Genomic DNA, 25139 nt, shown 5'->3' on the forward strand with positions numbered 1-25139 from the left:
GGGTGGACACCGCGAGACTGCTGCCGCTGGTGGTCGCCGTGCCACTGCTCGGCGCGGCTTTCCTGGTGGCCGTCGGCAGCCGGTTGCCCCGGGCCGCCGCCTCCCTGGTGAGCTGTGTGTTCGCGGTCGCGGGCAGCCTGCTGGCGATCACCGTGCTGCGGCGGGTGACCGGTGCGGCGGCCTACTCCGTGGAGTGGGTGGCCGGTTGGCGTCCGGGGCAGGACGGCCACGGAGTCGGGATCGTACTCGTCGCCGATCCGCTCGGTGCCGGTCTTGCGGCCACGGCCTCGCTGCTGGTCGTCGCCGTGCTCGTCTACTCGTGGCGGTACTTCGAGGCACCGCAGCGCCACCAGACGGGAGCGTTCCCGGCGCTGATCCTGCTCTTCCAGGCGGCCCTGTGCGGTTTCACGCTCACCGGCGACCTCTTCAACGCCTTCGTCTTCTTCGAGTTGATGGGCGCGGTGGCCTACGCGCTGACCGGTTTCCGGGTCGAGGAACCGAGGCCGGTCCACGGGGCGCTGGCCTTCGGCGTGGTCAACTCGCTGGGCGGCTACTGCCTCCTGCTCGGTATCACTCTGCTGTACGCCAGGACCGGTGAGCTGGGTTTGGCGCAGATCGGCCGGCAGCTGGACGGCGGCGGACCGACCGCCCTGGTGCTCGCCGCCTTCGTCCTGGTCTCGACCGGGCTGCTGGTGAAGGCGGCGGCCGTACCGTTCCACCTCTGGCTGCCGGACGCCCACGCGGTGGCACCGACCCCGGTCTGCCTACTGCTGTCCGGGATCATGGTGGAGCTGGGCGTCTACGGGGTGACGCGGGTGTACTGGACGGTCTTCGCCGGTCCCGGGGGCGTGCCGCAGCAGAGTTTCACCGACGCCCTGCTGGTCGTCGGGGTCCTGACGGCGCTGCTGGGAGCGGTGATGTGCTGGCAGCAGCGCCATCTCAAACGGCTGCTGGCTTTCTCCACGGTCGCCCATGTCGGACTGTTCCTGATCGGCGTGGCGGTGCCCGGGCCCGAGGGCACCGCGGGATCCGCCCTGTACGTACTCGGTCACGCGGGCGTGAAGGCGGCGCTGTTCGCCTGCACCGGGATCCTGCTGGACCGGTACGCCTCGGTGGACGAGCACGAACTCCACGGGAGAGCCCGGGAGTTCAAGGTCTTCAGCGCGGTGTTCCTGCTGGCCGGGCTCGCCCTGGCCGGAGCGCCGCCGTTCGGTCCCGGGCTCGGCAAGGCCACCGCCGAGGCGGCGGCGGCCGTGACGGCCCCCTGGACGCCGGTGGTCTTCGTGCTGGTGTCGGCGGTGACCGGCGGGGCGGCGCTCCGCGCCGGACTGCGGGTCTGCCTCGGTATGGGGCACCCGCCGGCGGACACCGAGCGGGCCCGGAGCGGGGAGGGCGAGACCAGTGGCGGCGGTGAGGAGCCCGAGACGCAGGGCAGACTCGTCCGACTGCCGCTGCCGATGCTCGCGGTGCCCGCCACCCTGCTGGCCGGGGCACTGGCGGTCGGGGTGGTGCCCGCGGTGGCCCGGGCCGCCGGGCACGGCGCCGCGCTGATGACCGACCGCGGGGCCTACCTGGCGGCGGTGCTGGACGGCGTGGACGCACCCCCGGTGGTCTTCCGGTCCCCGTCCTGGACGGGGTCGGGCCTGGGCCTCGGGGTGCTGTCCGCGGCGCTCGCCGTCTCCTTGGCGGTACTCGCCGTCCGACGTTCCCCCGACGCCCCGCCCTCGCGGCCGATCGCGCGGCTGCGCCGGTTCCAGTCGGGCCACATCGGCGACTACGTCGCCTGGACCATGGCGGGGGTGGCGTTGCTGGCCCTGCTCACTGCGCCGGGGATACTGGGGTGAGGCCGGACCGTCCACCGGGCCGGCCGCCCGAGTCGCTCCAGCGGACCTCTCCGTCGACCACCGTGTCGGAGGCGCTCAGGCCGAGAGAGCGCGCGATGGAGATCGACGCGTGGTGCCCCGGACGGATGTACGCGACCAGTTCAGTAGGCGTTCCGGAGGGCGGGCAGGAGCGTGCCGCCAGCCCACTCTAGGAAGGCCGGTTGGCTCTCGCCGCCCACCTGGACGAGGGCGATCTCCGTGAAGCCGGCCTCCACGTAGAGCCTGACCGCCTCGACGAACTCGGAGACCTCGTCACCACAGGGGATCGTCTCGGCCACGTCCTCCGGCCGGACGAACTGCGTGGCGCCCTCGAAGGAGGTCGGGCCGGGGAGTTCGGAGTTGACCTTCCAGCCGCCGGCGAACCAGCGGAACTGGTCGTGGGCGCGGCGCACCGCGGCCTCCCGGTCCTCGTCGTAGCAGACGGGGAGCTGTCCGACGCGGGGCTTTCCCGCTCCGCCGTACCGGTCGAAGGACTCCAGCAGCGCCGGTTTCGGCTCGGTGGCGATGAGGAGGTCGGCGTAGCGTCCGGCGAGTTCGCAGGACTGCTCGCCGGAGACCGCGATACCGATCGGCGGGGGCGTATCCGGGAGGTCCCAGAGCTTGGCGGACTCCACGTCGTAGTGCTCCCCGTGGTGGTTGACGTAGCCGCCCTCGAAGAGCGCCCGGATGATCCGGACCGCCTCGTCGAGCATCTCGTGGCGTACGTCGGCCGGTGGCCAGCCCCCGCCGATGACGTGCTCGTTGAGGTTCTCCCCCGCACCCAGCCCGAGCCGGAAACGGCCGCCGGAGAGGAGTTGCAGGGTTGCGGCCTTCTGGGCGACGACGGTCGGGTGGTACCGCATCGTCGGGCAGGTGACGTAGGTCATCAGCGGGATGCTGGAGGTCGCCTGTGCCGCGGCACCGAGGACCGCCCAGGCGTACGGGGCGTGGCCCTGGGAGGCCAGCCACGGGAAGTAGTGGTCGGAGGTGACCGAGAAGTCGAAGCCCGCCGCTTCGGCGCCGACCAGGTGGTCGACGAGATCCCGCGGGCCGGCCTGCTCCGTCATCATGGTGTAGCCGATTTTCACCATGAATCCCGATTGCCCTGCTTGTCAGGCAGGAAACCCGGAGCGGTGGCCGGTGCCGGGAGCGGGAGGGGCGTCCGAAAGGACACCGGCCGAAACCGTCAGCGCCTGGGCCGGCCGAGGAGCCGGTCGACCCGGGAGCCGACGCCCCAGGCGGTCACCCGCCACAGCGCCTCGGCCACGATGTCCCGGCTCATCTTGCTGCTGCCGTGTTCCCGATCGACGAAGGTGATGGGCACCTCGACGACGTGGAACCCGGCCTTCACCGCGCGCCAGGCCAGGTCCACCTGGAAGCAGTAGCCCTGGGAGGCGACCGCCGCCATGTCCAGCCCTTCGAGGGTCTTCCTGCGGAAGGCCCGGAAGCCGCCCGTGACGTCCCGGATGGGCACCCCCAGGAGGAACCGCGAGTAGGTGCTGCCGCCACGGGAGAGCATCTCGCGGTACTTCGGCCAGTTGACGACCCGCCCACCCGGCACCCACCGGGAGCCGAGCACGAGGTCGGCCCCGCCCAGCGCGGTGAGGAGCCTCGGCAGTTCCTCCGGCTGGTGGGAGCCGTCGGCGTCCATCTCCACCAGCACGTCGTAGCCGTGTTCGATCCCCCAGCGGAATCCCGCGAGGTAGGCCGCTCCCAGCCCCTCTTTCCCCTTGCGGTGCAGCACGCGCACCCGCTCGTCCTCGGCCGCGAGTTCGTCGGCGAGCTTCCCGGTGCCGTCCGGGCTGTTGTCGTCGGCGATGAGCACGTGGGCCTCGGGGACGGCCGCCCGGACGCGACCGACGGTCGCCTTGACGTTCTCGGCCTCGTTGAAGGTCGGGATGATCACGAGGATCCTGCCCAGCGGGCCGTACCGCCTCCCCCGGTCCGCGGCGTCCTCCCCGGCCCCAACACCTTCGTTCACTGCTCACCCTTCTCGTCCGAACGTCCCTGCCGGCCCTGCCTGATCGCGGCGGCCCAAGCCAGAAGGCCAACCATAGCGAGCACCCACTCCGGAACGGCGCCGACTCGGTCGGCCACCGTCGTGTCGTCACGGAGCGGGAGGCTCGCGGTCAGTACGTCGCGGGTGAACTCCTCGGTGCGCTGCCGGACGGTTCCGTCCGGCCCCACGACGGCGCTGATGCCGCTGGTGGCCGCGGTGACGACCGAGCGTCCGTGTTCCACGGCGCGCAGTCTCGACATGGCGAGCTGCTGTTCGGGCTGTCCGGTGCGGCCGTAGGTGGCGTTGTTGGTCTGCACGACGAGCATCCGGGCACCGTCGTTGACGGTGTCGCGGACGATCCCGTCGTAGGCGACCTCGAAGCAGATGACGTCGCCCAGCCGCGCCGGTCCGGTCTGCAGCACACCGCTGCGGTCACCGGGGTAGAAGTCGCGCGGGACCCGCTGCAGCCTGGTGATGACCTTGCTGAGCTGCTCGCGGTAGGGGACGTACTCACCGAACGGGACGGGGTGCTGCTTGGTGTAGGAGGCGCCCGGGCCGGTCCGCGGATCCCAGACGATGCCCTGGTTCTCGACGTATCCGGCTTCGGTGGGGTGGTTGACGAGTGCACCGACGAGGAGGGGGACGCCGATGGCGCGGACCGCCTGCTCGATCCGGTCGTACGCCTCCGGGTTGAGGAAGGGATCGAGGTCCGAGGCGTTCTCCGGCCAGATCACCAGATCGGGCTGCGGGGCGTGTCCGGACCGTACGTCGTCGGCCAGTTCCAGGGTGGCCTCGACGTGGTTGTTGAGGATCTTCATCGGGCGGCCCAGGAAATCCATGCCGGGTTGTTCGACATCCCCCTGGACCACCGCGACTTGGACGGTATCGTCGGCCGCCGTGGGCACGGGTACCGCCTGGCCGGCGACCGTGACGGCCCCGGCCAGGACCGCGGCCCCCGCGCCCGGCAGGGCCTTTCGCAGCGCTCCGGCGCCACCGCGCAGCGGGTGCAGCAGGATCACCGCGGCGGCGAGCAGCGCACCGCTGAGCGCGACGGCGAAGGTGACCAGCGGCGCACCGCCCAGCGCGGCGAGCGGCGTGTACGGGGAGCCGGTGTTCGCGAAGGCCAGGCGCCCCCACGGGAAGCCGCCGAAGGGCAGCCGGTCCCGGGCCAGCTCCTCGGCGACCCAGAGGCAGGCGGTCCACAGCGGCCACAGCGGGAGCCTGCCGACCAGTGCCAGACCGGCGCCCAGCGCGGCGATGAAGACCGCTTCGACCAGGGCCAGCCCGAAGACCGCGTCGTAGCCGATCACATGGAGCCAGCGCAGCAGGACGAAGAAGAACGGCAGCCCGAAGGAGAGTCCGAGCCAGGCGCCCTGCCCGGCGGTGCGCCCGCGCAGCAGCAGGCTCAGCGCGGCGACGGAGAGGATCGACAGCGGCCACCAGTCGTAGGGCGGGAACGAAAGGGCGAGCCCGACGCCGGCGAGGGCGGCGAGGGCCGTTCGAGGGGCCTGGGCGCGGGCGGCCGACAGCAGACGGCGCAGCCGCCCCGTCAGGCCCGCTCCCGTGTCCCGGGGCGTCTCGGGCCTCGCCTGGTCGTCCGGTGCGACACCGGCGCCCGAGCGGGCTGCGTGCCCCGGGCCGTGGCTGGGCTCGGCTCCCTTGGCGGAGGCGGCGGAGGGGATGGGGCCCGAGGGCACGGTCTGGCCTTCCTGGGGTCGTGCGGTACGGGAGGGCGCCCGATCTCCGGGGGCTGCCGGCGCGGGCGGGCGCCGGTCGCTGATCCGGCCGGGTGCGGGACGCTCCTCGGCCCGAGGGTACCTCGCGTCACGACGGCCGTCCGGGGCCCGGTGCCCGCGGCCGTCCACGGCCCGGTGGTCCGGTCCAGCGGAGCTGTCCGGCTCCCGGACCCGCTGCCCGGCAGCCGGAGGAACCGCTGAGACCGCGGTCGGTTGAGGTCTGCGGATCGGGCCCGGCGCCCTTCGGGCCGGCCTGGGACCCGCTGGCTGCGGGTCGACCGAGAAGCCGTTGTCTACTGAGCGTCCGGGCCCCACCCGGGTCACACCTGCCGACTGTCGAAACCCTCCGGCTCTCCGTGCGCGGGCGCTGGACCTGGCTCCCAGGGGTGGCGCGCTGATTCGGCGCACCACCGATGGCCCAGCGGCGTTCGAAGAACTCCTGGAGATCTCCCCGGTCGGACGTCCTTTGGTGGACTCGCCGAACCTACCGGCCGCCGACCGCCCCCTGTCAACAGTCGTTCGACCTGGGGCGTTTCGGAGACACGGCAGGTCAGCGTGGAAGACCCGCAGGTAGTGCGAGAACGGGGGCCGCGTCGCAACGCGTCACCGGGCGGCTACGTCACTCGTTCGGCCGTGCGTAGACCGTACGTCCGCCCACCACCGTCCGCAGGCAGCGCGGCAGGGCCTTCCCGGGCGTGAGGTCGGGTAGTCCGGGGACACCGGCCCGAGGGTCGGTGGACCAGCCCGCCACCCGTTCGTCCGGCACCTGGACGACCAGTTCCGCCGTCTGCCAGACGGCGAAGTCCGCGGGGGCCCCCGGCAGCAGGACGCCCGCGTCGTCGCGTCCGGCCGCGCGCCAGCCGCCGCGGGTGTGGGCGGTGAAGGCGGCGCGGACGGAGATCCGGTGTTCCGGCGTCCGGTGGAAGGCGGCGGCGCGGACGGCCTCCCAGGGCCCGAGGTCGGTGACCGGGCTGTCGGATCCGAAGGCGAGCGGGACACCTGCCCGCAGCAGCGCGGAGTAAGGGTTGAGGGTCGCGGACCGGTCCACTCCCAGGCGCTCGGCGTACATGCCCTCGGGCCCGCCCCAGGCGGCGTCGAAGCCGGGCTGCACCGAAGCGGTGAGGCCGAGCTCAGCGAAGGCGGCCACGGTCCGCTCGTTGAGCATCTCGGCGTGCTCGATGCGGTGCCGGGCGGCGCGGATCCTGGCCAGGCCGGTCTTCTCCGCGGCCTGGCGGACGCCGTCGACCACCGCGCTGAGCGCCGCGTCCCCGATGGCGTGGAAGCCCGCCTGGAGGCCGGCCTCGGTACAGGCGGTGACATGGGCCGCGATCTCGGCGGCGGTCAGCCGTTCGCTGCCCCGGGTGTGCGGTGCGTCGGCGTAGGGCTCGTGGAGGTGGGCGGTGTGCGAGCCGAGCGAACCGTCAACGAAGAGGTCCCCCGCGGCTCCTACGGCCCCCAGCCGCCGGACGCGTTCCCCTTCGCGGGCCGCGGTGAGCGCCTCCGCCCAGTAGCCGAAGACCCGGGGACCCGGGCCGTCGGGGGACGTGGACAGGGCGAGCAGGGCCTCCAGGTCGCCTTCGTCGGTGATGTCCGGGCCGGCGCACTCATGGACGGCGCCGACGCCGAGCGAGGCCGCGCGCCGGAGTGCGGAGCGCTGCGCCTCGGTGCGCTGGGCGGGCGTGACGGCGGCGAGGGCGGCGCGGCGCACGGCGTGGTGGGCGGCGCCCGTCAGAGGCGCCTCCGGCGTGTATCCGGGCAGCCGGGTGGCGCCCGGTACGAGGTCGAGGAGGGCGCCGGTGACCGCGGCCGAGTGGACGTCCACCCGGGTCAGGTAGAGCGGCCGCCCCCCGGTCGCCTGTTCGAGTTCGCTCCTGGACGGCGGTCGCCGCTCCGGCCAGCGGCTGGCGTCCCAGCCGTGTCCGAGCAGGATCCGGTCGGCCGGGCGTCCGGCGGCATGGGCCCGCACCTCGGTGAGCGCCTCGCCGAGGGAGCGGCAGCGGGACAGGTCCAGTCCGGTGAGTGCGAGACCGGTCGCGGTGGTGTGCACATGGGCGTCGGTGAAGGCGGGGGTGACCAGTGCTCCGTCGAGGTCGAGGACTTCGTCGACCCCGTCGGCGAACGAGTCCGCCGCGCCTTCGGAGCCCACCCAGGCGATGCTGCCGCGGTCGACGACCATGGCGGTTGCCGAGGGGTCGGCCGGGTTGTGGATCACCCCGCCGCGCAGCAGCAGAGTGCCGGGCAGCTCCCGGTCGGGGGTGGAGTGGTCGTCGGGCACTGCGGACCGCCTCGGGTGTCGTGGCGCGCCGGCCGTGGCGAGCGGTGGTGCGGGCCCGGCCGTCGCTCTTCTCGGATGGTTGCTCGTGGGCATACGCCCTCGGCCGCCCGAGCCGGGGCGGGGGCGTCAGATGCGCGGCGGGCGCGACTCGTAGGGCGTGGAGAGGACCACGGTGGTGCGGGTGGAGACCCCGGCGAGGCTGCGGAGCCGGGAGAGCAGGTTCTCCAACTGCAGGGGCGTGGCGACCCGCACCTTGAGGATGTAGTTCTCGTCGCCCGCGACACTGTGGCAGGCCTCGATCTCGGGCACTTCGGCGAGCCGCTCGGCGATGTCGTCGGGGGCGCTCGGGTCGAAGGGCTTCACCGAGATGAACGCCGTCAGCGGCAGGCCCACCGCTTCGGGGTCGACGATCGCCGCGTAGCCCCGGATCACCCCGCGCTGCTCCAGGCGGCGGACGCGTTGGTGCACCGCCGAGGTGGACAGGCCGGTGGCCTTGCCCAGGTCGGTATAGCTCATGCGGCCATCCGCCACGAGCAGTTCCACGATCTGCCGGTCCAGTTCCTCCACAGCGCAAGAACCTACCGTGCCCGGGGCCGCCGGGGGCACGCGCCCACCCGCGCCGGGGCCGGTCGGCCGGAATCCCGCCCCGACCGCGGCGCTCCCGGTTCCTCGGTCCTCGGTCCTCGGGGAAGCCTCTCGTTCCTCAGGGGAGGGGTGTGGGCTCCGTCCTCGCAGGGACATCCGGCGGGTCCTGTTGGGCGGGCACGAGTTCGGCCTGGGGGCGCTCCCGAGCGCGCTCCAGGAACTCCACCGGGTCCACACCGGTCTGCAGGGCGGGCAGGAGGAGGCGCCAGAGGTCGACGAGGCGTTCCTCGATCATCTGCCGCCCGTCCAGCGCATCGGCGATGGTGTGCAGCCCGAAGAACGCGCAGACGACGCTGTGGGCCGCCGCGGCCGGATCCACGTGGGGTGCCAGATCGCCTTCGGCCCTCGCCCGGGACAGCAGGCTCGTCATGGTGCGGATCCAGCCCAGGAAAGGCACCGGGAGCGTCGCGTCGATGGCTTTCTGCTCGGCCCACAGCCGTGCCCCGGCCCGGACGATCACATCGTCCCGGAAGGTGGCGGCGACGGCGAAGCTGAGCCGCACCACTCCTTCCAGGGCAGGCTGGTCGGGGCTGGCGTACCTGGCGATGAGCGAGGGCCAGGTGGCCAGGTGCTCGTGGACCACCGCGAGGGCCAGTTTCTCTTTGTTGCCGTAGTGGAAATAGATGGCACCACTGGTGCGCCCGCACATTTCACTGATGTCGCTGATGCTGGTCTCGGTGAATCCTCGATCATCGAACAGATGCGCCGCGGCCTCGAGAATGGACCTGCGGGTCGCCTCCGCGCGCTTCTGCACGTACGTTCCACCCACAATCTTCTTGTCTTCATGGCTGACGGAGGAACCTAGCGGCACCCCGGGTACCTTTTCACCGATTACGGCGGACGCCGTCATTCCCAACTCGTTCGGAGGAGACTTCATGATGTCCATTGACGGCGTCCGATGTCTGGTTCTGGCCGGAACCAGGCTGCTCCTGACCGCTACCGTCGGCAGTTCCCGAGGGGCGCCCACCCGCCGCTGACGGGTCGACCGGGAAGCCGCCGAGGCCGACCGGGCGGCGCCTGACGTGCGTTCCGGCCGGGTTTGTTATCTGCTGATATGTATGAGCGTCGATGTCGGGTCACACCCGGTTCCGGTTCGGGAGTCAAGGCCGCTGAGTTGGTCACGCACGGTGCCCCGGGAGCTGGTCCACCGGGTCTCGGTGGCCGAAGTGCTGCTCACGGACGTCCGTTCGCTGGGCGACGGTAATTTCGAGGCCGCCGGTCAGTGGACGAGGTCCCACCCCACCTTTCCGCGGGGCCGAGGGGATCGGCACCACCCCCTGATCATCCTGGAGACGCTGCGCCAGCTGGGGATCTACATACCCCTGCGTTACTACCCCGTGGATCCGCAGGCTCACTTCCTCATCAAGAACATGTCCTTCGCGGCCGATCCGGTGGCCGAGCCGCGGGTCGTGGACGGGGCCACCGAGGTGACCTGCCTGGTCTCGGTGAGCGAGGTCCGCACCGACCGTTCAGGGGCGCTGACCGGCATGCGCATGTGCTCGCGCTACCTGACCGGCGGCCGGGTCTTCGCGATCGCGGAGGGAAGCGCCCGCATCGTCGACTCCGCGCGCTACGCGGCCCTCCGCGGCACCGCCGCCCTCCAGCTGAGCGACACCGCCGGCGCCTCCTCCCGGGACCCGGTGGACGCGCTGACCCGCCCGGCGCCGACCGGGCTGGACCTCGCCTCCCCACTGGACGTCATGCTCCAGCAGGGCCGGGAGGACCGCCTCGCCCTCCTGGTGAGTCCCGCCGATATGCGCCACCCCTTCTTCTTCGACCACGCGAGCGACCACGTACCGGGCATGGCCCTGCTCGAAGCGGCCCGACAGGCGGCGGCACTGCGGACCCAGGGCGCCCTGCTCCGCCCGGTCTCCGGCCGTCTCCGGGCCCAGCGATTCACGGAGTTGACCCCGCCGGCACAGGTCGAATGCGTTTTCCGTAATCGAGTCTGTGTTTTCAAACTGCGCCAAGGCGGCACCGCGACGGCTGCGGGCGTATTTCGCTACTCATAGTCAATTCACTTGAAATCACTTTTAAGTGACCAATTGACTGCCAAGCTCCCCGGAAATTAACGTAGCGTTCGTTATGTTCCACCGGGAGCTTCCCGATGGACGTCGAATCGCGGTCTCCCCACCCGTGGGACCGCCACGTCGAAAAAGCGGTGTACGGCCGCCCACGACAGCGACCCCTTTCCGTGTGCTCCTTCACGCTGCGTGGAACCGCGCGCCCCGCCGCAGTTCACAGACACCCATCGAAGAAGGTCGAAAATGGCTGCAGACCGAATCCTCAACTGGACACCCACCGCCGTCGTCTTCGACTGCGACGGCACCCTGATGGACACCGAACGCCACTGGCAGGAGGCCCGGGAACTCGTACTACGCAGGTACGGGGTGGCGCTGGACGCGGATTTCGCCGAACGCGCCAAGGGAATGCACTACACCGAGTGCGGGCGGCTGCTGGCGGAGACCGCGGGCCGCCCAGAGCTGACCGAGGAGATGACCGGCCGGCTTCTCGGGTGCTTCCGGGCCCTGGTCGCCGACAACCCGGTCACCACCCAGGGGGCACCGGAGTTCGTCGCCCTCACCCACGAGTTCGCGCCGCTGGCCGTCGCCAGCAACTGCCCGCGGGACGTCGTGGAGACCTGCCTGGACACGGCGGGTCTGCTCCCGTACTTCGGCCACATCTCGGTGCCGGGTACCGGGGTGCGTCCCAAGCCCCACCCCGACGTCTACCTGACCGCCGTCCGGGAGTCCGGCGCCGAGCCGACGGACTGCCTGGCGATCGAGGACTCGCTCTGCGGGATCAGGTCCGCCGTCCGGGCGGGCATGCGGGTCCTCGGGGTCGGTCCGCATCCGGACGAGGAGAGCCTCGCCCTGGTGGACCTCTGGGTTCCGTCGCTCGACGACCCCCGGCTGCTCGCCTGGGCCAAGAGCCGCGTCCTGCCGGAAGTGGCCCGCTGAGCGGGCGCTGACCGTCGAGGACGACGGACGCCGGGCGGATCTCCGACCGCCCGCCCGGCCGGAGCGGGGGCCGTCAGGGCCTCCGCTCCTCCTCCGCCCGCTCCGCCAGCAGCGGCGCCAGTTCGGTGACCGTACCGTCGGCGGAGGCGAAGAGGAGGGCGATCCCCACCGCGCCCGGGTCGGCTACCCCGGAGACCCGGTCTCCCAGGTAGCTGGCCCGGCCGCGCCGGGCCCGCAGGTGCGCGGTCTCCCGCACTCCGCCCCAGGCGCCTTCGGCCGCGGTGACCAGGGCCTGGTCGGGCGTCAGGTCCGCCGGGCACCGGCGCAGCGCCTCGGCCGCCGGAGCCAGCGCGTCGATGAGCGTCTTGTCCCCGGGGGCGGCCTCGCCCACTCGTCTGACGGCCGCCAGCCCGGCCTCGGTGCCGGCCGCGAGGCCCGGCGTGGTGAGCACCGGCGCGGTGTCCTCCGCCGAGACGGCCAGCTCCTGGAAGAGGAGCCCGAACAGTGGTCCGCTGGTGCCGCCCACTTCGTCCAGGAAGACGGTGGCCGTGATGTCGAGTGGGACCCGCGCCGCCCCGGCCCCCTCCCCGGCGGACCGGTCACGGTCCAGGGCGCGCACCGCCAGGGTCAGTCCGGCGCCGAGGTTGGCGCCGAAGTCGCCGTCCCCGGCCTGCTGGTCCAACTCCGTCAACTCCGGTTCGGTGGCCAGCACCGAGTCACCGAACCGGCGGATCCAGCCCTCGGTGAACGTTCTGTCGAAGATCATGGCATCAGCCCCTGGACTAGTGCTTACCACCGCCACGCCGCGGTATGGACCGGCGCGTCGAACAGAGCGATCTCCTCCTCCACCACGAGGAGCAGGGTGAGGGAGAAGCCCCTCATGTCGAGAGCGGTCACGTAGTCACCGACCAGGCTGCGCGCCAGGTGTACACCCCGGGCGTCCAGAAGCTGGCCCAACTCCCTGGTGATCGCGTACATCTCCAGGCGGGTGATCGATCCCAGCCCGTTGACGAGCGCGATCACGCTGGCGCCCGCGGGGGGCTCCAGAGCGTTCAGCAGCGTGTCGGTCATCCGTTCCACCAGGGCGTCCAGCGGTTCGTGGACGATCGAGCGGTCCGCCCGTTCCCCGTGGATCCCGACCCCGAACTCCAGGTAGTTCGCCGGGATCTCGAAGGCCGGCAGACCGTTCCCCGGGGCCGTGTGAGCGGCCGAGGCCGCGGCGATGCTGCGGCAGCGGCTGGTCAGCGAGGCACCGAGATCGGCGAGCTCCGCCAGCCCCAGACCGGTGTCCGCGGCGGCGCCGAGGATCTTCTCGACGAGCACGGTGGCTCCGGTGCCCCGCCTCCCCACGGCGATGTCCTCTGAGTCGGAGGCGAGGTCGTCGTCGATCAGCACTCTGGCACAGGGGATGCCCTGGTGCGCCAGGCGTTCGGCGGCGATCGCGAAGTTGATCCGGTCTCCGGTGTAGTTCTTGACGATGTGCAGCACCCCGTCGGCTCGGGCCACCGCCCGGGAGGCTTCGAAGATCTGCCGGTTGTGGGGTGAGGCGAAGACCCGTCCGGGGCAGGCGGCGTCCAGCATTCCGGCTCCGACGAATCCGATGTGCAGGGGTTCGTGACCGGAACCACCTCCGGACAGCAGGGCCACCCGTCGCTCCGGGGAGCCGCGCAATGCACGGACGTGTCCGTGCTCGACGTTGTGTTCCACCAGTCCCCGGTGCGCCAGGGCGAATCCGTCCAGGGCATCGGACACCAGCGACTCTGACTCTCTCGCGAAGTACGAGGCCATGGCGGCTCCCTGAGGTGATCATGGCCAATGGGGCACTCGCTGTGACCGAACCTCTCGTTCTGCCCATCGTGCGGCGACCTCGGGGGGACGGCAACTCGTCAGGGCGGCCGGAGGGTCCCGCGGGGGATGGATGGCACGTCCTCCGACCGCCTTCCACCCGGCTGGACGCCGGCGGAAGGAAACCGGGCGGGAGCCGGCCCCCCCGAAGCCCCTGTGACCAACGTCACTCCCTACGGATCGTGTCCGCACGTGTGCAGCGATTACCGGGCCCGCGAGCAGGGAAATCCTTGCTGTGGTCGAGGCCGATGCCGCCCCGATCAGCCCATTCGAGGGGGAAGATGCATATGCGCAGTAGGCGCCCCAACCGCAGTGACCGCAGCCGACCGGCCTCCGCCGCGGCGATTCCCGAACAGTGCGCCTTCGAGGCGGTCGACGCCCCGGACACCGCCGAGCCGGACAGCTGTGACGACACGTACGAGATCTTCCGGGTGATCTGCCCGGACTGCGCGCGACCGATCGCCCTGCTCGCCGACGAGCAGGCGCTTCCGGAGCACGCGCTCTGCCCCACCCCCTGGAACCCCTTCGGGCTGCGGGTCTGCCCGGGCACCGGGCGCGCCGTCACCGACGCCAGCCCGGCGGACGACACGCTCCACGCCCACGAGCAGGACGCCGCGCTCCTGCTGACGCTGCCCGAGGGTCTGGACTGGCGGACCCAGCCGTTCTCACACGCCGGCGGACCGGGCTCCCGGCCGGTCCGGGTAGCGGTACTCCAACACCACTAGAAGTCGTCTCCGCTCCGGTGGATCACGGGTTCCCCGCCCCCCACCGGGCGCCCCCTCACATCCGGCCGCCAGCTCGCGGCGCCTGGGCCACGGACACCGGCGACGCACCAGACCGCCGGAGGGGTGAACGGCGCTGCCGGCCCACGCCACCCGGACGAATGTCATCCCCCGGCTCCCCGAAAGGCTTACGGGGTGGCGCCACACCTTCCCGAACGACAGCCGGGACCCCACTTCCGCTCGAGCTTCGCCGGCATGCCCGCACGGGGCCGGGCCCTGTCCGAGATCAGCCCCCGACGGGCGCGAACGCCCAGGTCCCACCGGGCGGTCCCGTAGGACGCCCGGTGGGACCTGAGCCGGGCTCGGCTCAGCGGCTCTCCGGACCGGCCAGGTGCCGGGCGACGACCATACGCTGGATCTGGTTGGTGCCCTCCACTATCTGGAGCACCTTCGCCTCCCGCAGGTACCGCTCCGCTGGGAAGTCGGCCGTGTAACCGTAGCCGCCGAGCAGTTGGACCGCGTCCGTGGTGACCCGCATCGCGGTGTCGGTGCAGAACAGTTTCGCCATCGCCGCCTCCTTGGAGAACGGCAGACCCTCGTCCCGCAGCCGCGCGGCCGACAGGTAGAGGGCGCGTCCGGCCTCCAGCTGGGTGGCCATGTCGGCCAGCATGAAGCGCAGTCCCTGGAAGTCGACGACGGGTCGGCCGAACTGCCGGCGGCCGGCGGTGAAAGCGAGCGCCTCGTCCAGTGCGGCCTGCGCCACACCGATCGCGCAGGCGGCGATACCCAGCCGGCCGGAGTCCAGCGCGGAGAGCGCGACCGCGAACCCCTGGCCCTCCTCGCCCAGCCGCCGGGAGTCGGCCACCCGCACACCGTCGAAGTGCACCTGGGCGGTGACGGAACCGTTCATCCCCATCTTGCGCTCCGGCGCCGCGGCCGAGAGGCCCTCCGCGTCGCCGGGCACCAGGAAGGCGGTGATGCCCCGGGCGCCCGGTCCCCCGGTGCGGGCGAGCACGGTGTAGAAGTCCGCGATCCCGCCGTGGGTGATCCACGCCTTGGTTCCCTCGAGTATCCAGTCGTCCCCGGACCGCACCGCCCGGGTGCGCAGGCTCGCCGCGTCCGAACCGGAGGACGGCTCGGAGAGGCAGTAGGCGCCCAGCAGACCGCCGCCGAGCATGGCGGGCAGATGCTCGGCGCGCTGCTTCTCGCTGCCGAAGACTGCGGTGCCGTGGCAGGCGAGACTGTGGACGCTGACCCCCAGCCCGACGGTGAGCCGGGCCGCGGCGAGCTCCTCGAGCACCTGGAGGTAGACCTCGTAGGGCTGGCCCCCGCCCCCGTGCTCCTCGTCGTAGGGGAGGCCCAGCAGGCCCGACTCCGACAGCAGGGTGAAGATCTCGCGCGGAAAACGCCCTTCGGCCTCTTGCTCGGCCGTCTGCGGGGCGATCTCCTGCCGGGCCAGTTCACGGACGAGGTCGAGGAGGTCCCGGGCCTCTTGGGTGGGCAGCCTGCGCTGCACCGGCTGTGGGACGCGGTCGGGCATGGCGGCGCTCTCCTCCTTGTCGGGCGCTGCGGCGTCGTTCCGCTCGGGGTGTCGCGGTGAACGCCGTTCGAGGTGCTGCGCCGCCGGGCGGTCTAACCCGTCCCGGATCTCGGCACAGGCTGACCAGCGGCTGCGGCCAGTTGAGTATGCCCGATCATTGGCGCTCCGTCACGGGCGACCTTGGTGCCTCCAGCCACCACGAGAATTGGTCCGAACCATTGACCCTAATGGTCTAGTCCTCCTACGGTGCGGACACGACGCTCCGCACCCCCGGTGCGGGCGAGGCTCTCGCTCTCCCCCCCACTCCAGAGGAGATCCCATGACCGGACGACCAGTCCGTCCGTCCCGCAGCAGGAAACTGTTCACGGTGCTCGCCGCGTCCGTCACCGGAGCACTCACCGCGGCGCTGCTCGCGGGAACCGCCACCGCCGAGCAGTCCGAGTCCGCCGAAGTGGCCGTGGCGGCGCCCGACAAGGTGATCGGATACTTCACCAACTGGGGCGTCTACGACCGCGACTACCACGTCAAGAACATCGAGACCTCGGGTTCGGCGGAGAAACTCACCCACATCAACTACGCCTTCGGCAACGTCACCGGCGGCAAGTGCGTGATCGGCGACTCCTACGCCGACTACGAGAAGGCGTACACCGAGCAGGAGAGCGTCGACGGCGAGGCTGACACCTGGGACCAGCCGCTGCGCGGGAACTTCAACCAGTTGCGGAAGCTGAAGGAGCGCCACCCGGACCTGAAGGTGCTCTGGTCGTTCGGCGGATGGAGCTGGTCCGGAGGGTTCGGGCAGGCCGCCCAGGATCCGGCGGGCTTCGCCCAGTCCTGCTACGACCTCCTCGAGGACCCGCGGTGGGCCGGTGTCTTCGACGGCATCGACATCGACTGGGAGTACCCGAACGCCTGTGGGCTGTCCTGCGACACCAGCGGCAGGGAGAGCTTCACCGAGGTGATGTCGGCGCTGCGGGCGAAGTTCGGTGACGGGAAGCTGGTGACCGCGGCGATCACCGCCGACGCCTCGGACGGCGGCAAGCTCGACGCCGCCGACTACGCGGGGGCCGCCCAGTACGTCGACTGGTACAACCCGATGACCTACGACTTCTTCGGAGCGTTCGACGCCCAGGGGCCGACGGCGCCCCACTCCCCGCTCACCGCCTACGAGGGCATTCCGCAGCAGGGCTTCGACTCGGACTCCGCCATCCGCAAGCTCAAGGGGATGGGTGTCCCGTCCGAGAAGCTCCTCCTCGGCCTGGGCTTCTACGGCCGCGGCTGGTCGGGCGTCAGCCAGCAGGAGCCGGGCGGCAGTGCGACCGGCGCCGCACCGGGCACCTACGAAGCGGGGATCGAGGACTACAAGGTGCTCAAGGACCGCTGCCCGGCCACCGGAACCGTCGGCGGCACGGCCTACGCCTACTGCGGAGACGAGTGGTGGAGCTACGACACCCCGTCCACCATCGCGGGTAAGTCGGACTACGCCCGGGAACAGGGGCTCGGCGGCGTCTTCTTCTGGGAGCTCAGCGGCGATACCGTCGACGGAGAACTCATCAAGTCGATCAGCTGACAGTCGGATTTTCCGCCTTAGGAGCAGACTGGGAGCGTACGGTCCGAGGCCCGTCCTCGGACCGTACGCTCCCGCTCTCCCTCGACCCGAGGAGATCCCGCCATGACTGTGCCCCCCGACTCCACCACCCTCGACACCGGTTTCTTCCTCCGATGGCTCGAACGCGCCACCCAGGTGATCGAGGAGCAGGCCCGTCACCTGACGGAGTTGGACTCCCCCATCGGGGACGCCGACCACGGGACGAACCTCAAACGGGGCTTCACCTCGGCCCTGGCGGCGGTGAGCGAAAATCCACCGGAGACGCCGGCGGCCCTGCTGAAGTCCTTCGGCACACACCTCACCAACACCGTCGGGGGTGCCTCCGGTCCCTTGTACGGCACGGTGCTGCGGCGCGCCGCGCGGGTACTGGGCGGGGCGGAGACGGTGCCGCCCGAGGCACTGGGCGAGGCGCTGAGCGCGGCGGTCGCCGGCGTCGGCAGGCTCGGCGACTCCGGTCCGGGGGACAAGACCATGCTCGACGCGCTCACACCGGCCGCCGAGGCCTACCGTGGCGCGCTGGAGAACGGCTCCAGCACCGCCGACGCCCTCCAGGCCGCGGCGCGCGCCGCACGGGAGGGTGCCGAGGCGACCATCCCGCTGCAAGCCCGCCGCGGCCGTGCGAGTTACCTCGGCGCTCGGAGCGTCGGCCACGAGGACCCCGGCGCGGCCTCCTCGGCGCTGCTGATCGGAGCGCTGTACGAGACGGCGGTGGAGGAGCCGAGCGGCACTGGCGGAGCGGCAGGGCGGTCGGGGACGGCAGCCGAGGGCGCGGAGGCGGGCGCCCCCGAGGCGTCGGCCGCCGCCGGGGACACCGAGGGGGCGGTCGCGGAGGAGGCCCCGGCCTCCTCCGCTCCCGCGACCGGCGAACCGGCGGCGCCGGGACGGGTCGGGGTGGTGCTGGTCTCACACAGCCGGGAGGTGGCGGTCGCCACCGCGGAGTTGGCCGAAGCGCTGACGGGCTCGGGCACCCCCGCCCCGGTGGCCGCGGCCGGGGGCGCGGTGGACGGCTCCATCGGCACCAGCTCGGAGCTGGTCAGGGAAGCGGTGCGGCGGGTGGACGAGGGCAGGGGCGCGGTCGTGCTGTGCGATATGGGGAGCGCGGTGCTCACGGTCAAGGCGCTGCTCGGCGAGACCGGTGAGAGCGCGCTCCCGGAGAACGTCCGGATCGCAGACGCGCCCTTCGTCGAGGGGGCGGTGGCGGCACTGGTCACCGCCTCCACGGGGGCGGATCTCGACATGGTGCTCAGCGCCACCGACGACGCCCGGAGTTACCGGAAGGTCTGAGCCTCCGGTCGTCACCTGCCGGGTGGGGGCGGGGGACCCATGGCCGCGTGGGCCGTGTCCGGTCGGCGGCGCGGAGCGTCCCCTCTTCACCGGGACTGTCGCCTCAACGGCGTACGGCGCTGAGCAGCAGCACCGAGTCCTCGACGATCTCCAGGTCGCGGCTGGCCTCGGGCACGGGGAGCAGATCCCCGTTGCTCGCCTCGACCGCGGACTTGCCGCTGCCCGTGCGGACCCGGCCGGTGAGCACCAGTACCGTGGCGTCCCCGGGACTTCCGTACTCGGTCATCTCCTCCCCCGCCCGCAGGGCGATCACCGTCTGCAGCAGCCGCTCCCCACTGGTGGCCACCGGCACGGCCGACCGGCCGTTGGACGCCGTGCGGGCCGCCGCCAACTGCTCACCGGCCACGGTTCTGAGCGAGATCTTCTCCATGCGACCACTGTGCTCGCGTCTCGCCGCGGAACCCCGTTCGGCTCGCGGCGGCCGAGGGCACGGCTCACCGCGTTGGCCGACCGCGGGGACGTCCCGGTCCGGGTCGGCTCGCCTTCCCGGCGGCCGTGGCGTCGAACCCGGGGAAGGACGGCCGGCCGCGCCGAACCCCATCACCTCATCGGCTTTTCGGGTGACCTGCCGGGGTGCCTCCGCAACGCGCCCGGAACGGGCGGCAGACTACGGGACAGGACGGGGGCAGGTCCTTCTCCACCCTCCGATGGGGGTCACAATGCTGAGTCGAAAAATGTCCCTCGTGGTGGCCGCCGCAGTGCTCGGGATCGTACTCGGCGGCGCCAAGTGGTCCTCCTCAGGACCCGGGGAGCCGGCCAAGGCCCAGAGCGGAGACCAGAACCCGCTCCCCGCCTTCGGACCGAACGCACCCGGGCAGTCCCCGAAGCCGGCACCCGACGCGCCGCTCTTCGCCTACGGCCAGGGCGGGTTGCTGGATTCCATCGACAGCCCGCGGGTGGGCATCTGCTATCCGCTCGACGGGGAGGCGGCTCCGGACACCTTCCGCAACGGCAGCGAACTGCCGGCCCAGTTGTTCCCGGCCGCCGACTGCGGCGGCACTCCCGATCCACTGCTGTCCCCCGGTGGCGAACAGCAGCGGACCGAGCCGCGTCGGAGCGTGGTGTTCCTGGCCCCCGACGGAGACTCAGACTCCCGCTGACAGCCGGCCGGCGGGCGGCTCCGCGGCGGAACCTCGGCACTGGTACGCATACGGCGGTGACGCCCCGCCCGAAACGTGTTCGGACGGGGCGTCACGGTTCCGCCGTCAGACGCCCCGGGGCCGCCGGGTCAGGCTGTAGCCGGCCACCCCCGCCAGGGCGGCGAGGACACCGCCTCCCCCGGTCCACAGCCAGCGGCTGGACCACCAGCCGCTCCAGCCGCCCTCCGGCTCGGCGAGCAGCACCTGGTCGCGCTCCCCACTCCGCGCCGCGGACGGCGACGGCTCCGGTTCCTCTCCGCCGGAGCCGTCCGGCACCTCGTTCCCCGGCTCGGCTCCGCTCTGCACGACCGGGGTGAGCGGTGCGGCCAGATCCCCGCCGACCGCGGAGGAGCCTCCGGCGTCCTCCGTCCGGGCCTCGATCTCGGCCCGCACCGGGAGGCCCAGGTCCTCGTCCGGCCCGTCGACGACGGTGAGCCGCAGGTAGTAGGCGCCCGGCAGCGGGTCGGAGGACCAGGGCTCGGCCCAGGCCCGGACCGTGCGGAGGGTGCAGCTCAAGGAGACCGACTCGGTCTCCTTGGCCGCGGCCACCGCTTGGTCGCCGGAGACGCACGCCTGCCGCCTGCGCAGCCCGTCGAAGACGTCCAACCGCCAGCGGGCCTCGCCATGGCGGCTCGCCGAGTCCGGGAGCGTCACGGTCGCCTCCGCCGTCGCCGTCCGGCCCGCGCCGACCGGGAACACCCAGTAGAGGTAGTCACCGGTGGACGCCACCGCGGTGGCCTTCCTACCCTCCTCTATCGCCGTGGCGGTACGGAACGTGGTACCGGCCTCGGTAGGCCCGGCCTCGCCCTCAGCGCTGGCGCTCGGCTCGGGGCTGTCGGCTGCGGCGGCTCCGGCCAGGGTGAAGAGGCTCGTGACGGCCAGCGCCGCGACGCCCAGGGAACGGATGCGCATCAGTGGGTCCTCCCAGCGGTGAGACGCGTGACCAGGCCCCATACGGCGCCCACCACCAGCCCGGTGCCGGTGAGGACGACGAGCAGGATCCAGCCGCTGCCCAGGCCGAAAGCGGCGAGGTCGGCCGGCTCACTGGGGGCGTCCACGATGTCGATGCTCAACTCGACCGGGAGCCCGGGCTCCCGCTTGACGCCGGGCGGCGCCGAGAAGGAGTTGGCGACCTCGAGGCACGCCACCCGGGCACCGTCCTCCTCGGTGGCGTCGCCGCTGTCCGAACCGTCCGAGGTGGAGCTCTCGGCCTCGTCGGCGTCCGCCGCGTCATCGGTGAACGGGTAGCGCAGTCCGGCGGAGACCACGTCGGTGCGGCCGCTGTCGGCGTCCGTGCCGCGCACCAGCTCCCGCCCGTTCTCGTCCAAGGTCCGCAGCAGCACCCCGTAGTCGTTGCCGACCTCCCGGTCGGCCGCCACGCTCACCGAGGCGCGCAGTTCCTGCCCCTGCTCGACCGGAACCCGGTACCAGCGGTGCTCCTCGAACTTCTGGCGGTCGGTGTAGACACCGGTCCCGAGGACCGGAGCGTCCTCGCAGCTCCCGGCGCCGATGACCGCGGTGGGCTTCTCCACGGGAGTGTCCGCGGACCGCCGGACCAGCTGCTGGAGCCGGTCGGAGAGCTGGTCGGTGTGCTGTACCGCCGTGTAGGTGCCGCCGGTCGCCTCGGCGATGCAGCTCAGTTGCTCCCGGACCTTCTCGTCGAGGGTGAGGCCGAGGGTGTCGACGACCAGGTGGGTGCCCTTGGCCGCGAGTTCCCTGGCCACGTCGCAGGGGTCGGGCTGGCCGCAGGAGTCCTCACCGTCGGTGATGAGCACGATCCGGCGGGTGCCGTCGCCCTTCCCGAGGTCCTCGTCGGCCCGGCGCAGGGCGTAGCCGATGGGGGTCCAGCCGGTGGGCCGCAGGGTGGCCACGGCCGTCTTGGCCTCGGTCCGGTTCACCGGACCGACCGGGTAGAGCTGCTCGCTGTCCTGGCAGCCGATCTTCTTGTCCTCGCCCGGGTAGTTGGCACCCAGCGTGCGTATGCCCAACTGCACTTCGTCGGGTACGGCGTCGATCACCTCGTTGAACGCCCGTTGGGCCGCCGACATCCTGGACTGGCCGTCCAGGTCGCGGGCGTTCATGGAGCCGCTGACGTCGAGCACCAGCTCGACCCTGGGGGGCGGGGGCTCCGCCTGGCCGTCGGCCGCGGCTGCGGGAAGGGTACCTGCCGGCAGTAGGGCGAACACGCTGCACAGCGCCGCCGCCAACCATCTTTTCCTGATCATCGGCAGATCTTATGGATCATCACCTCCAGGGCTCAAAACGAGGTCGCAAAGCCAGCGGAACCGGCTCTTTCCGAGCCCGGAGGGCATCGCGCGGCGGTACCCCAAGGGACGAGCACCCGGTCGACGCCCGTACCGGGTGCTCTCATCGCCGTCCTGGCTTCTCAGGGTTGACGGCCCAGCAGGGCCACCAGCCGGTCCTCGGCGCTCGCCGACTCCGGCACGGGTACCGGCTCGTCGAACAGTCCGGAGGCCCGCCATTCCGCCGCCTGGGGCGCCACCTGTTCGTAGACGGTCGCGGTGAGTTCGTCATCGAGCGGCTCTCCGCCCTCGATACCGCGGTCGAGGTCCCAGGCGTGCACGGTCAGGTCGGTGGTCATCTGCCAGCCGTACTCCGTGGTGGGCGAGGGACCGGCCGAGGTGTGCACCACCCCGTCCAGGGCCTCCGGCCGGTGGAAAGCGGCCTGCGAGCGGGCGGCGGCCCGTTCCCAGGCCACGACCGGGTCGTCGTCGAGCAGATCGCCGTCGAAGCGGCCGCCGACCTCCTCCAGCGTCGCACCCCTCAGGAGCCACGGCGCCCAGAGGTGTTCTCTGACGAGGTGACCGACCAGGTCCCGTACCGTCCATGCCTCGCAGGGGGTGGCGTCCTGCCACTGGTCCTGACCGACCCGATGCACACGGTGGTCGAACTCCGCCCACGAGGCGTCAAAGGCGTCCAACAGGTCCACCACACTCAGCCCCTCTCTGCCCCACCCACCGGGCTGGGGCTCGGGGTCGGCTCCGGTGACGGATCCGGCTGGGTCGGGCCGGGCGGCACCGGAGGGATCGGGTCCGGTTCTGGTACCGGCTTGGGTCCGGGGCCGGGGCCCGGCTGCGGCCCGTCCGGCCCGGGCTTGGGGCCCGGTGTCGGGGGCACGGGTTCGGGACGCGGAGTCGTCATCGGATGCCTCCCCTGGGGTGGCTCACTTTCTCGTCCTTCTCGGCGAGCGGGTTCGCCGGTGGGTCACGGGTACCCCGTCGCTCGGCGTTCAGCCGTCCCAGCGGCCGCCGGCCCGGCGGGAACGGCCGGGCTCAGGCGCCGTACCAGATCGTCGTCGTGTTGCAGAACTCCCGGATGCCGTGGCCGGACAGTTCCCTGCCGTAACCGGAGCACTTGGTGCCGCCGAAGGGCATGGCGGGGTGCGAGGCTGTCATGCCGTTGAAGTAGACGCCGCCGGCCTCCAGGTCCCGGGCGAAGTGCCGCTGCTCGCCCTCGTCGCTCGTCCACACATTGGAGCTGAGTCCGAAGCGGCTGTCGTTGGCGACCTCCAGGGCGTGTTCCAGATCGGTCACCCGGTAGAGCGCGGCCACCGGCCCGAAGGCCTCCTCGCGGTGGATGCGCATGGACTCGGTCACCTCCGCAAGCACCGTCGGCTCGTAGAACCATCCCTGCCAGGGCGCGTCGGGGCGCTCCCCGCCGCAGAGGACGGAGGCGCCGCGCTCACGGGCGTCGTCGACCAGCTCTTCCAGGCTGGTGCGGGCCTGCTCGCTGGAGAGGGGACCGACATCGGTGGAGTCGAGCATCGGGTCGCCCACCCGCAACGCCGCCATACTCTCCACGAAGCGGGCGGCGAAGTCGTCGTAGACGTCCGTGTGCACGATGAAGCGCTTGGCCGCGATGCAGGACTGACCGTTGTTCTGCACCCGGGCGGTCACCGCGGTCCGCACCGCCGCCTCAAGGTCGGCGGAGGGCATCACCACGTAGGGATCGCTGCCGCCCAACTCGAGGACGGTCTTCTTCACGCAGTCGCCGGCGGTCGAGGCCACCGAGCGGCCGGCGGGCTCGCTGCCGGTCAGCGTGGCCGCGGCGACCCTGGGGTCCCGCAGGATGCCCTCGACGGCGCTGCTGCCGATCAGCAGGGTCTGGAAGCAGCCCTCGGGGTAGCCGGCCCGCAGGAAGAGTTCTTCCAGGTAGAGCGCCGTCTGCGGCACGTTCGAGGCGTGCTTGAGCAACCCCACGTTGCCCGCCATCAGGGCCGGGGCGGCGAAGCGCACGACCTGCCAGAGCGGGAAGTTCCACGGCATGACGGCCAGCACGGCGCCCAGCGGCCGGTAGCGGACCACGGCTTCGGAGGCTCCGGAGTCCCGGACGTCGGCGGGGGCCGGGTGCTCGTCCGCCAGGAGTTCTTCGGCGTGTTCGGCGTACCAGCGCATCGCCTTGACGCACTTGGCGGCCTCCGCCCGTGCCGCCGCCAGGGTCTTGCCCATCTCGGTGGTCACCGTGCGGGCGATCGACTCCTGGTCCTGCTCCAGCAGGTCGGCAGCGCGGCGCAGCAGGTCGGCCCGCTCCGCGAAGCCGGTGAGGCGGTGCCGGCGGAAGGCTGTCACGGCCCGGTCCAGCCGGTTGCCGATCTCCTCGGCACCGATGGGATCGAAGGTCTTGAGCGTCTCCCCGGTGGCCGGGTTGACGGTGGCGATCGCCATGGGTTCCTCCTCGCGCACACGGTGAACTGCCGGCTTCCTCCACTTCAGGTAACCCTCTCGGCCCCGCGTACTCCCCCCGCGGCTCAGCCGCGGGCCCCGGAGCCCGGCTCCAGAGCTCCGGCCGCGGCTCGGAGCCACTCCGGCGGCTCGATGATCTCGAGCAGGAGAAGGAGCCGGTCCAGGGCGTCCCACTCCTCACACTCGCCCTGCACCGCGGCGGAGGGCTCTCCCGGCGGTCCGGTGCCGGCGGACGCGATGGACGGACCTGGCTCGGGCGGCTCCCCGGCCCGGTTCTGGCGCTCCTCCGTCATCCACCACTCCCCAGCGCGTGTCGTGCGGTTGCCCGGAACGTTCGGCTCTGCCATCGTCGCCCAGTGCACTTACCGCTGCAAGGACATCTGCAATTACAGGTGCAAGAACATCAGCTCTGGGGCAGGATGCGGGCGGCGGTCCGTGACGCGCGCCAGTACGTCAGTACGTCAGTGATGGAGAAATGGGCATGGAGCAGTTCGAAAACGGTGTGCCGGCCACTCGCCTCGAAGGAGTCAGCTGGCAGAAGAGCCGTCGGAGCAATCCGAGTGGGAACTGCGTCGAGATGGCCGCGCTCCCCGACGGCGCGTTCGCGGTGCGCAATTCCCGCCACCCGTCAGGGCCGGCGCTGGTCTACACCCGAGCCGAGATGGTCGCCTTCATCCTGGGCGCCAAGGACGGGGACTTCGACAACCTCATCGACTGATCCCGCTGGCATATGCCAGCGGCACGCGCCGATCCGACTGTACTT

At 71.9% G+C, this 25139-nt stretch carries 23 protein-coding genes and 1 pseudogene; 9 read left to right on the top strand and 15 right to left on the bottom strand.

Annotation, left to right across the window (positions count from 1 at the left end; translation table 11 throughout):
- The first annotated feature begins 2 nt into the window (after positions 1-2).
- Positions 3-1844, top strand: coding sequence for a complex I subunit 5 family protein (locus BGP73_RS19180; protein ID WP_069816580.1), 1842 nt, complete (start codon positions 3-5; stop codon positions 1842-1844).
- A gap of 140 nt (positions 1845-1984) precedes the next feature.
- Here the strand turns inward: BGP73_RS19180 and BGP73_RS19185 are convergent, their stop codons facing one another.
- From BGP73_RS19185 to BGP73_RS19210, 6 genes are all read right to left on the bottom strand, one after another.
- Entirely contained in the window at positions 1985-2953 is a 969-nt protein-coding gene (locus tag BGP73_RS19185) for an LLM class F420-dependent oxidoreductase (RefSeq protein ID WP_069816585.1), read from the bottom strand.
- 95 nt (positions 2954-3048) lie between these two features.
- On the bottom strand, positions 3049-3843 hold the full coding sequence (locus BGP73_RS19190) for a polyprenol monophosphomannose synthase (RefSeq protein ID WP_069816586.1): 795 nt from the start codon (positions 3841-3843) through the stop codon (positions 3049-3051).
- Positions 3840-5558, bottom strand: coding sequence for an apolipoprotein N-acyltransferase (lnt, locus tag BGP73_RS19195; protein ID WP_079127680.1), 1719 nt, complete (start codon positions 5556-5558; stop codon positions 3840-3842). The genes BGP73_RS19190 and lnt overlap by 4 nt, the downstream gene beginning before the upstream one ends.
- A gap of 658 nt (positions 5559-6216) precedes the next feature.
- Positions 6217-7773 carry an amidohydrolase gene (locus tag BGP73_RS19200; protein WP_244501273.1) on the bottom strand — a complete coding sequence of 519 codons (1557 nt, stop codon included), beginning with the start codon at positions 7771-7773 and terminating at the stop codon, positions 6217-6219.
- A gap of 225 nt (positions 7774-7998) precedes the next feature.
- Positions 7999-8439 (bottom strand): Lrp/AsnC family transcriptional regulator, encoded by a 441-nt coding sequence (locus BGP73_RS19205; RefSeq protein WP_069816590.1) that lies wholly within the window; start codon positions 8437-8439, stop codon positions 7999-8001.
- A 136-nt stretch (positions 8440-8575) separates the two neighbouring features.
- On the bottom strand, positions 8576-9271 hold the full coding sequence (locus BGP73_RS19210) for a ScbR family autoregulator-binding transcription factor (RefSeq protein ID WP_069816592.1): 696 nt from the start codon (positions 9269-9271) through the stop codon (positions 8576-8578).
- A 373-nt stretch (positions 9272-9644) separates the two neighbouring features.
- Between BGP73_RS19210 and BGP73_RS19215 the strand changes: the two genes are divergently transcribed.
- A complete protein-coding gene (locus BGP73_RS19215; RefSeq protein ID WP_244501268.1) occupies positions 9645-10529 on the top strand; it encodes a ScbA/BarX family gamma-butyrolactone biosynthesis protein in 885 nt (294 codons plus the stop codon).
- Positions 10530-10784: 255 nt separating this feature from the next.
- The gene (locus BGP73_RS19220) at positions 10785-11477 is read left to right on the top strand and encodes an HAD family hydrolase (protein ID WP_069816596.1); all 693 of its coding nucleotides are present in this window, start codon (positions 10785-10787) and stop codon (positions 11475-11477) included.
- A gap of 73 nt (positions 11478-11550) precedes the next feature.
- Here the strand turns inward: BGP73_RS19220 and dhaL (BGP73_RS19225) are convergent, their stop codons facing one another.
- Together dhaL (BGP73_RS19225) and BGP73_RS19230 are read right to left on the bottom strand one after the other, a co-directional pair.
- A complete protein-coding gene (dhaL, locus tag BGP73_RS19225) occupies positions 11551-12243 on the bottom strand; it encodes a dihydroxyacetone kinase subunit DhaL (RefSeq protein ID WP_069816598.1) in 693 nt (230 codons plus the stop codon).
- 23 nt (positions 12244-12266) lie between these two features.
- On the bottom strand, positions 12267-13265 hold the full coding sequence (locus BGP73_RS19230; RefSeq protein ID WP_069816599.1) for a dihydroxyacetone kinase subunit DhaK: 999 nt from the start codon (positions 13263-13265) through the stop codon (positions 12267-12269).
- 344 nt (positions 13266-13609) lie between these two features.
- On the opposite strand from BGP73_RS19230, the gene BGP73_RS19235 reads away from it, so the two are divergent.
- Positions 13610-14047 (top strand): hypothetical protein, encoded by a 438-nt coding sequence (locus BGP73_RS19235; protein WP_079127684.1) that lies wholly within the window; start codon positions 13610-13612, stop codon positions 14045-14047.
- 364 nt (positions 14048-14411) lie between these two features.
- Here the strand turns inward: BGP73_RS19235 and BGP73_RS19240 are convergent, their stop codons facing one another.
- A complete protein-coding gene (locus tag BGP73_RS19240) occupies positions 14412-15584 on the bottom strand; it encodes an acyl-CoA dehydrogenase family protein (protein ID WP_069816601.1) in 1173 nt (390 codons plus the stop codon).
- A gap of 319 nt (positions 15585-15903) precedes the next feature.
- Between BGP73_RS19240 and BGP73_RS19245 the strand changes: the two genes are divergently transcribed.
- From BGP73_RS19245 to BGP73_RS23685, 3 genes and pseudogenes are all read left to right on the top strand, one after another.
- Complete coding sequence (locus tag BGP73_RS19245; protein ID WP_069816603.1) at positions 15904-17151, top strand: glycoside hydrolase family 18 protein; 1248 nt, start codon at positions 15904-15906, stop codon at positions 17149-17151.
- A gap of 102 nt (positions 17152-17253) precedes the next feature.
- Positions 17254-17898 (top strand): annotated as a pseudogene (gene dhaL, locus BGP73_RS23680) (dihydroxyacetone kinase subunit DhaL); the annotation flags it as partial.
- Between the two features lie 186 nt (positions 17899-18084).
- The gene (locus BGP73_RS23685; protein ID WP_280138195.1) at positions 18085-18474 is read left to right on the top strand and encodes a PTS-dependent dihydroxyacetone kinase phosphotransferase subunit DhaM; all 390 of its coding nucleotides are present in this window, start codon (positions 18085-18087) and stop codon (positions 18472-18474) included.
- A gap of 103 nt (positions 18475-18577) precedes the next feature.
- Here the strand turns inward: BGP73_RS23685 and BGP73_RS19255 are convergent, their stop codons facing one another.
- Positions 18578-18904: a hypothetical protein gene (locus BGP73_RS19255; RefSeq protein WP_069816607.1), complete on the bottom strand. Its 327-nt coding sequence runs from the start codon at positions 18902-18904 to the stop codon at positions 18578-18580.
- A gap of 304 nt (positions 18905-19208) precedes the next feature.
- On the opposite strand from BGP73_RS19255, the gene BGP73_RS19260 reads away from it, so the two are divergent.
- Positions 19209-19634 (top strand): hypothetical protein, encoded by a 426-nt coding sequence (locus BGP73_RS19260; protein ID WP_069816609.1) that lies wholly within the window; start codon positions 19209-19211, stop codon positions 19632-19634.
- Between the two features lie 105 nt (positions 19635-19739).
- Here the strand turns inward: BGP73_RS19260 and BGP73_RS19265 are convergent, their stop codons facing one another.
- The 5 genes from BGP73_RS19265 to BGP73_RS19285 form a co-directional block, all read right to left on the bottom strand.
- Positions 19740-20585: a hypothetical protein gene (locus BGP73_RS19265; RefSeq protein WP_069816611.1), complete on the bottom strand. Its 846-nt coding sequence runs from the start codon at positions 20583-20585 to the stop codon at positions 19740-19742.
- Positions 20585-21898 carry a VWA domain-containing protein gene (locus tag BGP73_RS19270; protein WP_069816613.1) on the bottom strand — a complete coding sequence of 438 codons (1314 nt, stop codon included), beginning with the start codon at positions 21896-21898 and terminating at the stop codon, positions 20585-20587. The genes BGP73_RS19265 and BGP73_RS19270 overlap by 1 nt, the downstream gene beginning before the upstream one ends.
- Positions 21899-22059: 161 nt before the next feature.
- Entirely contained in the window at positions 22060-22626 is a 567-nt protein-coding gene (locus BGP73_RS19275; RefSeq protein WP_244501269.1) for a TIGR03086 family metal-binding protein, read from the bottom strand.
- A gap of 340 nt (positions 22627-22966) precedes the next feature.
- Positions 22967-24358, bottom strand: a complete 1392-nt coding sequence (locus BGP73_RS19280; RefSeq protein ID WP_069816665.1) for an NADP-dependent succinic semialdehyde dehydrogenase — start codon at positions 24356-24358, stop codon at positions 22967-22969.
- 83 nt (positions 24359-24441) lie between these two features.
- Positions 24442-24669: a hypothetical protein gene (locus tag BGP73_RS19285; protein WP_069816614.1), complete on the bottom strand. Its 228-nt coding sequence runs from the start codon at positions 24667-24669 to the stop codon at positions 24442-24444.
- Between the two features lie 188 nt (positions 24670-24857).
- Here BGP73_RS19285 and BGP73_RS19290 point away from each other — a divergent pair, with 188 nt between their 5' ends.
- Positions 24858-25094, top strand: coding sequence for a DUF397 domain-containing protein (locus BGP73_RS19290; RefSeq protein ID WP_069816616.1), 237 nt, complete (start codon positions 24858-24860; stop codon positions 25092-25094).
- Positions 25095-25139 lie beyond the last annotated feature (45 nt).

Origin of the sequence: Streptomyces sp. TP-A0874 (genome assembly GCF_001748085.1) — a bacterium.
In the GTDB taxonomy this organism is placed as follows: Bacteria; Actinomycetota; Actinomycetes; order Streptomycetales; family Streptomycetaceae; genus Streptomyces.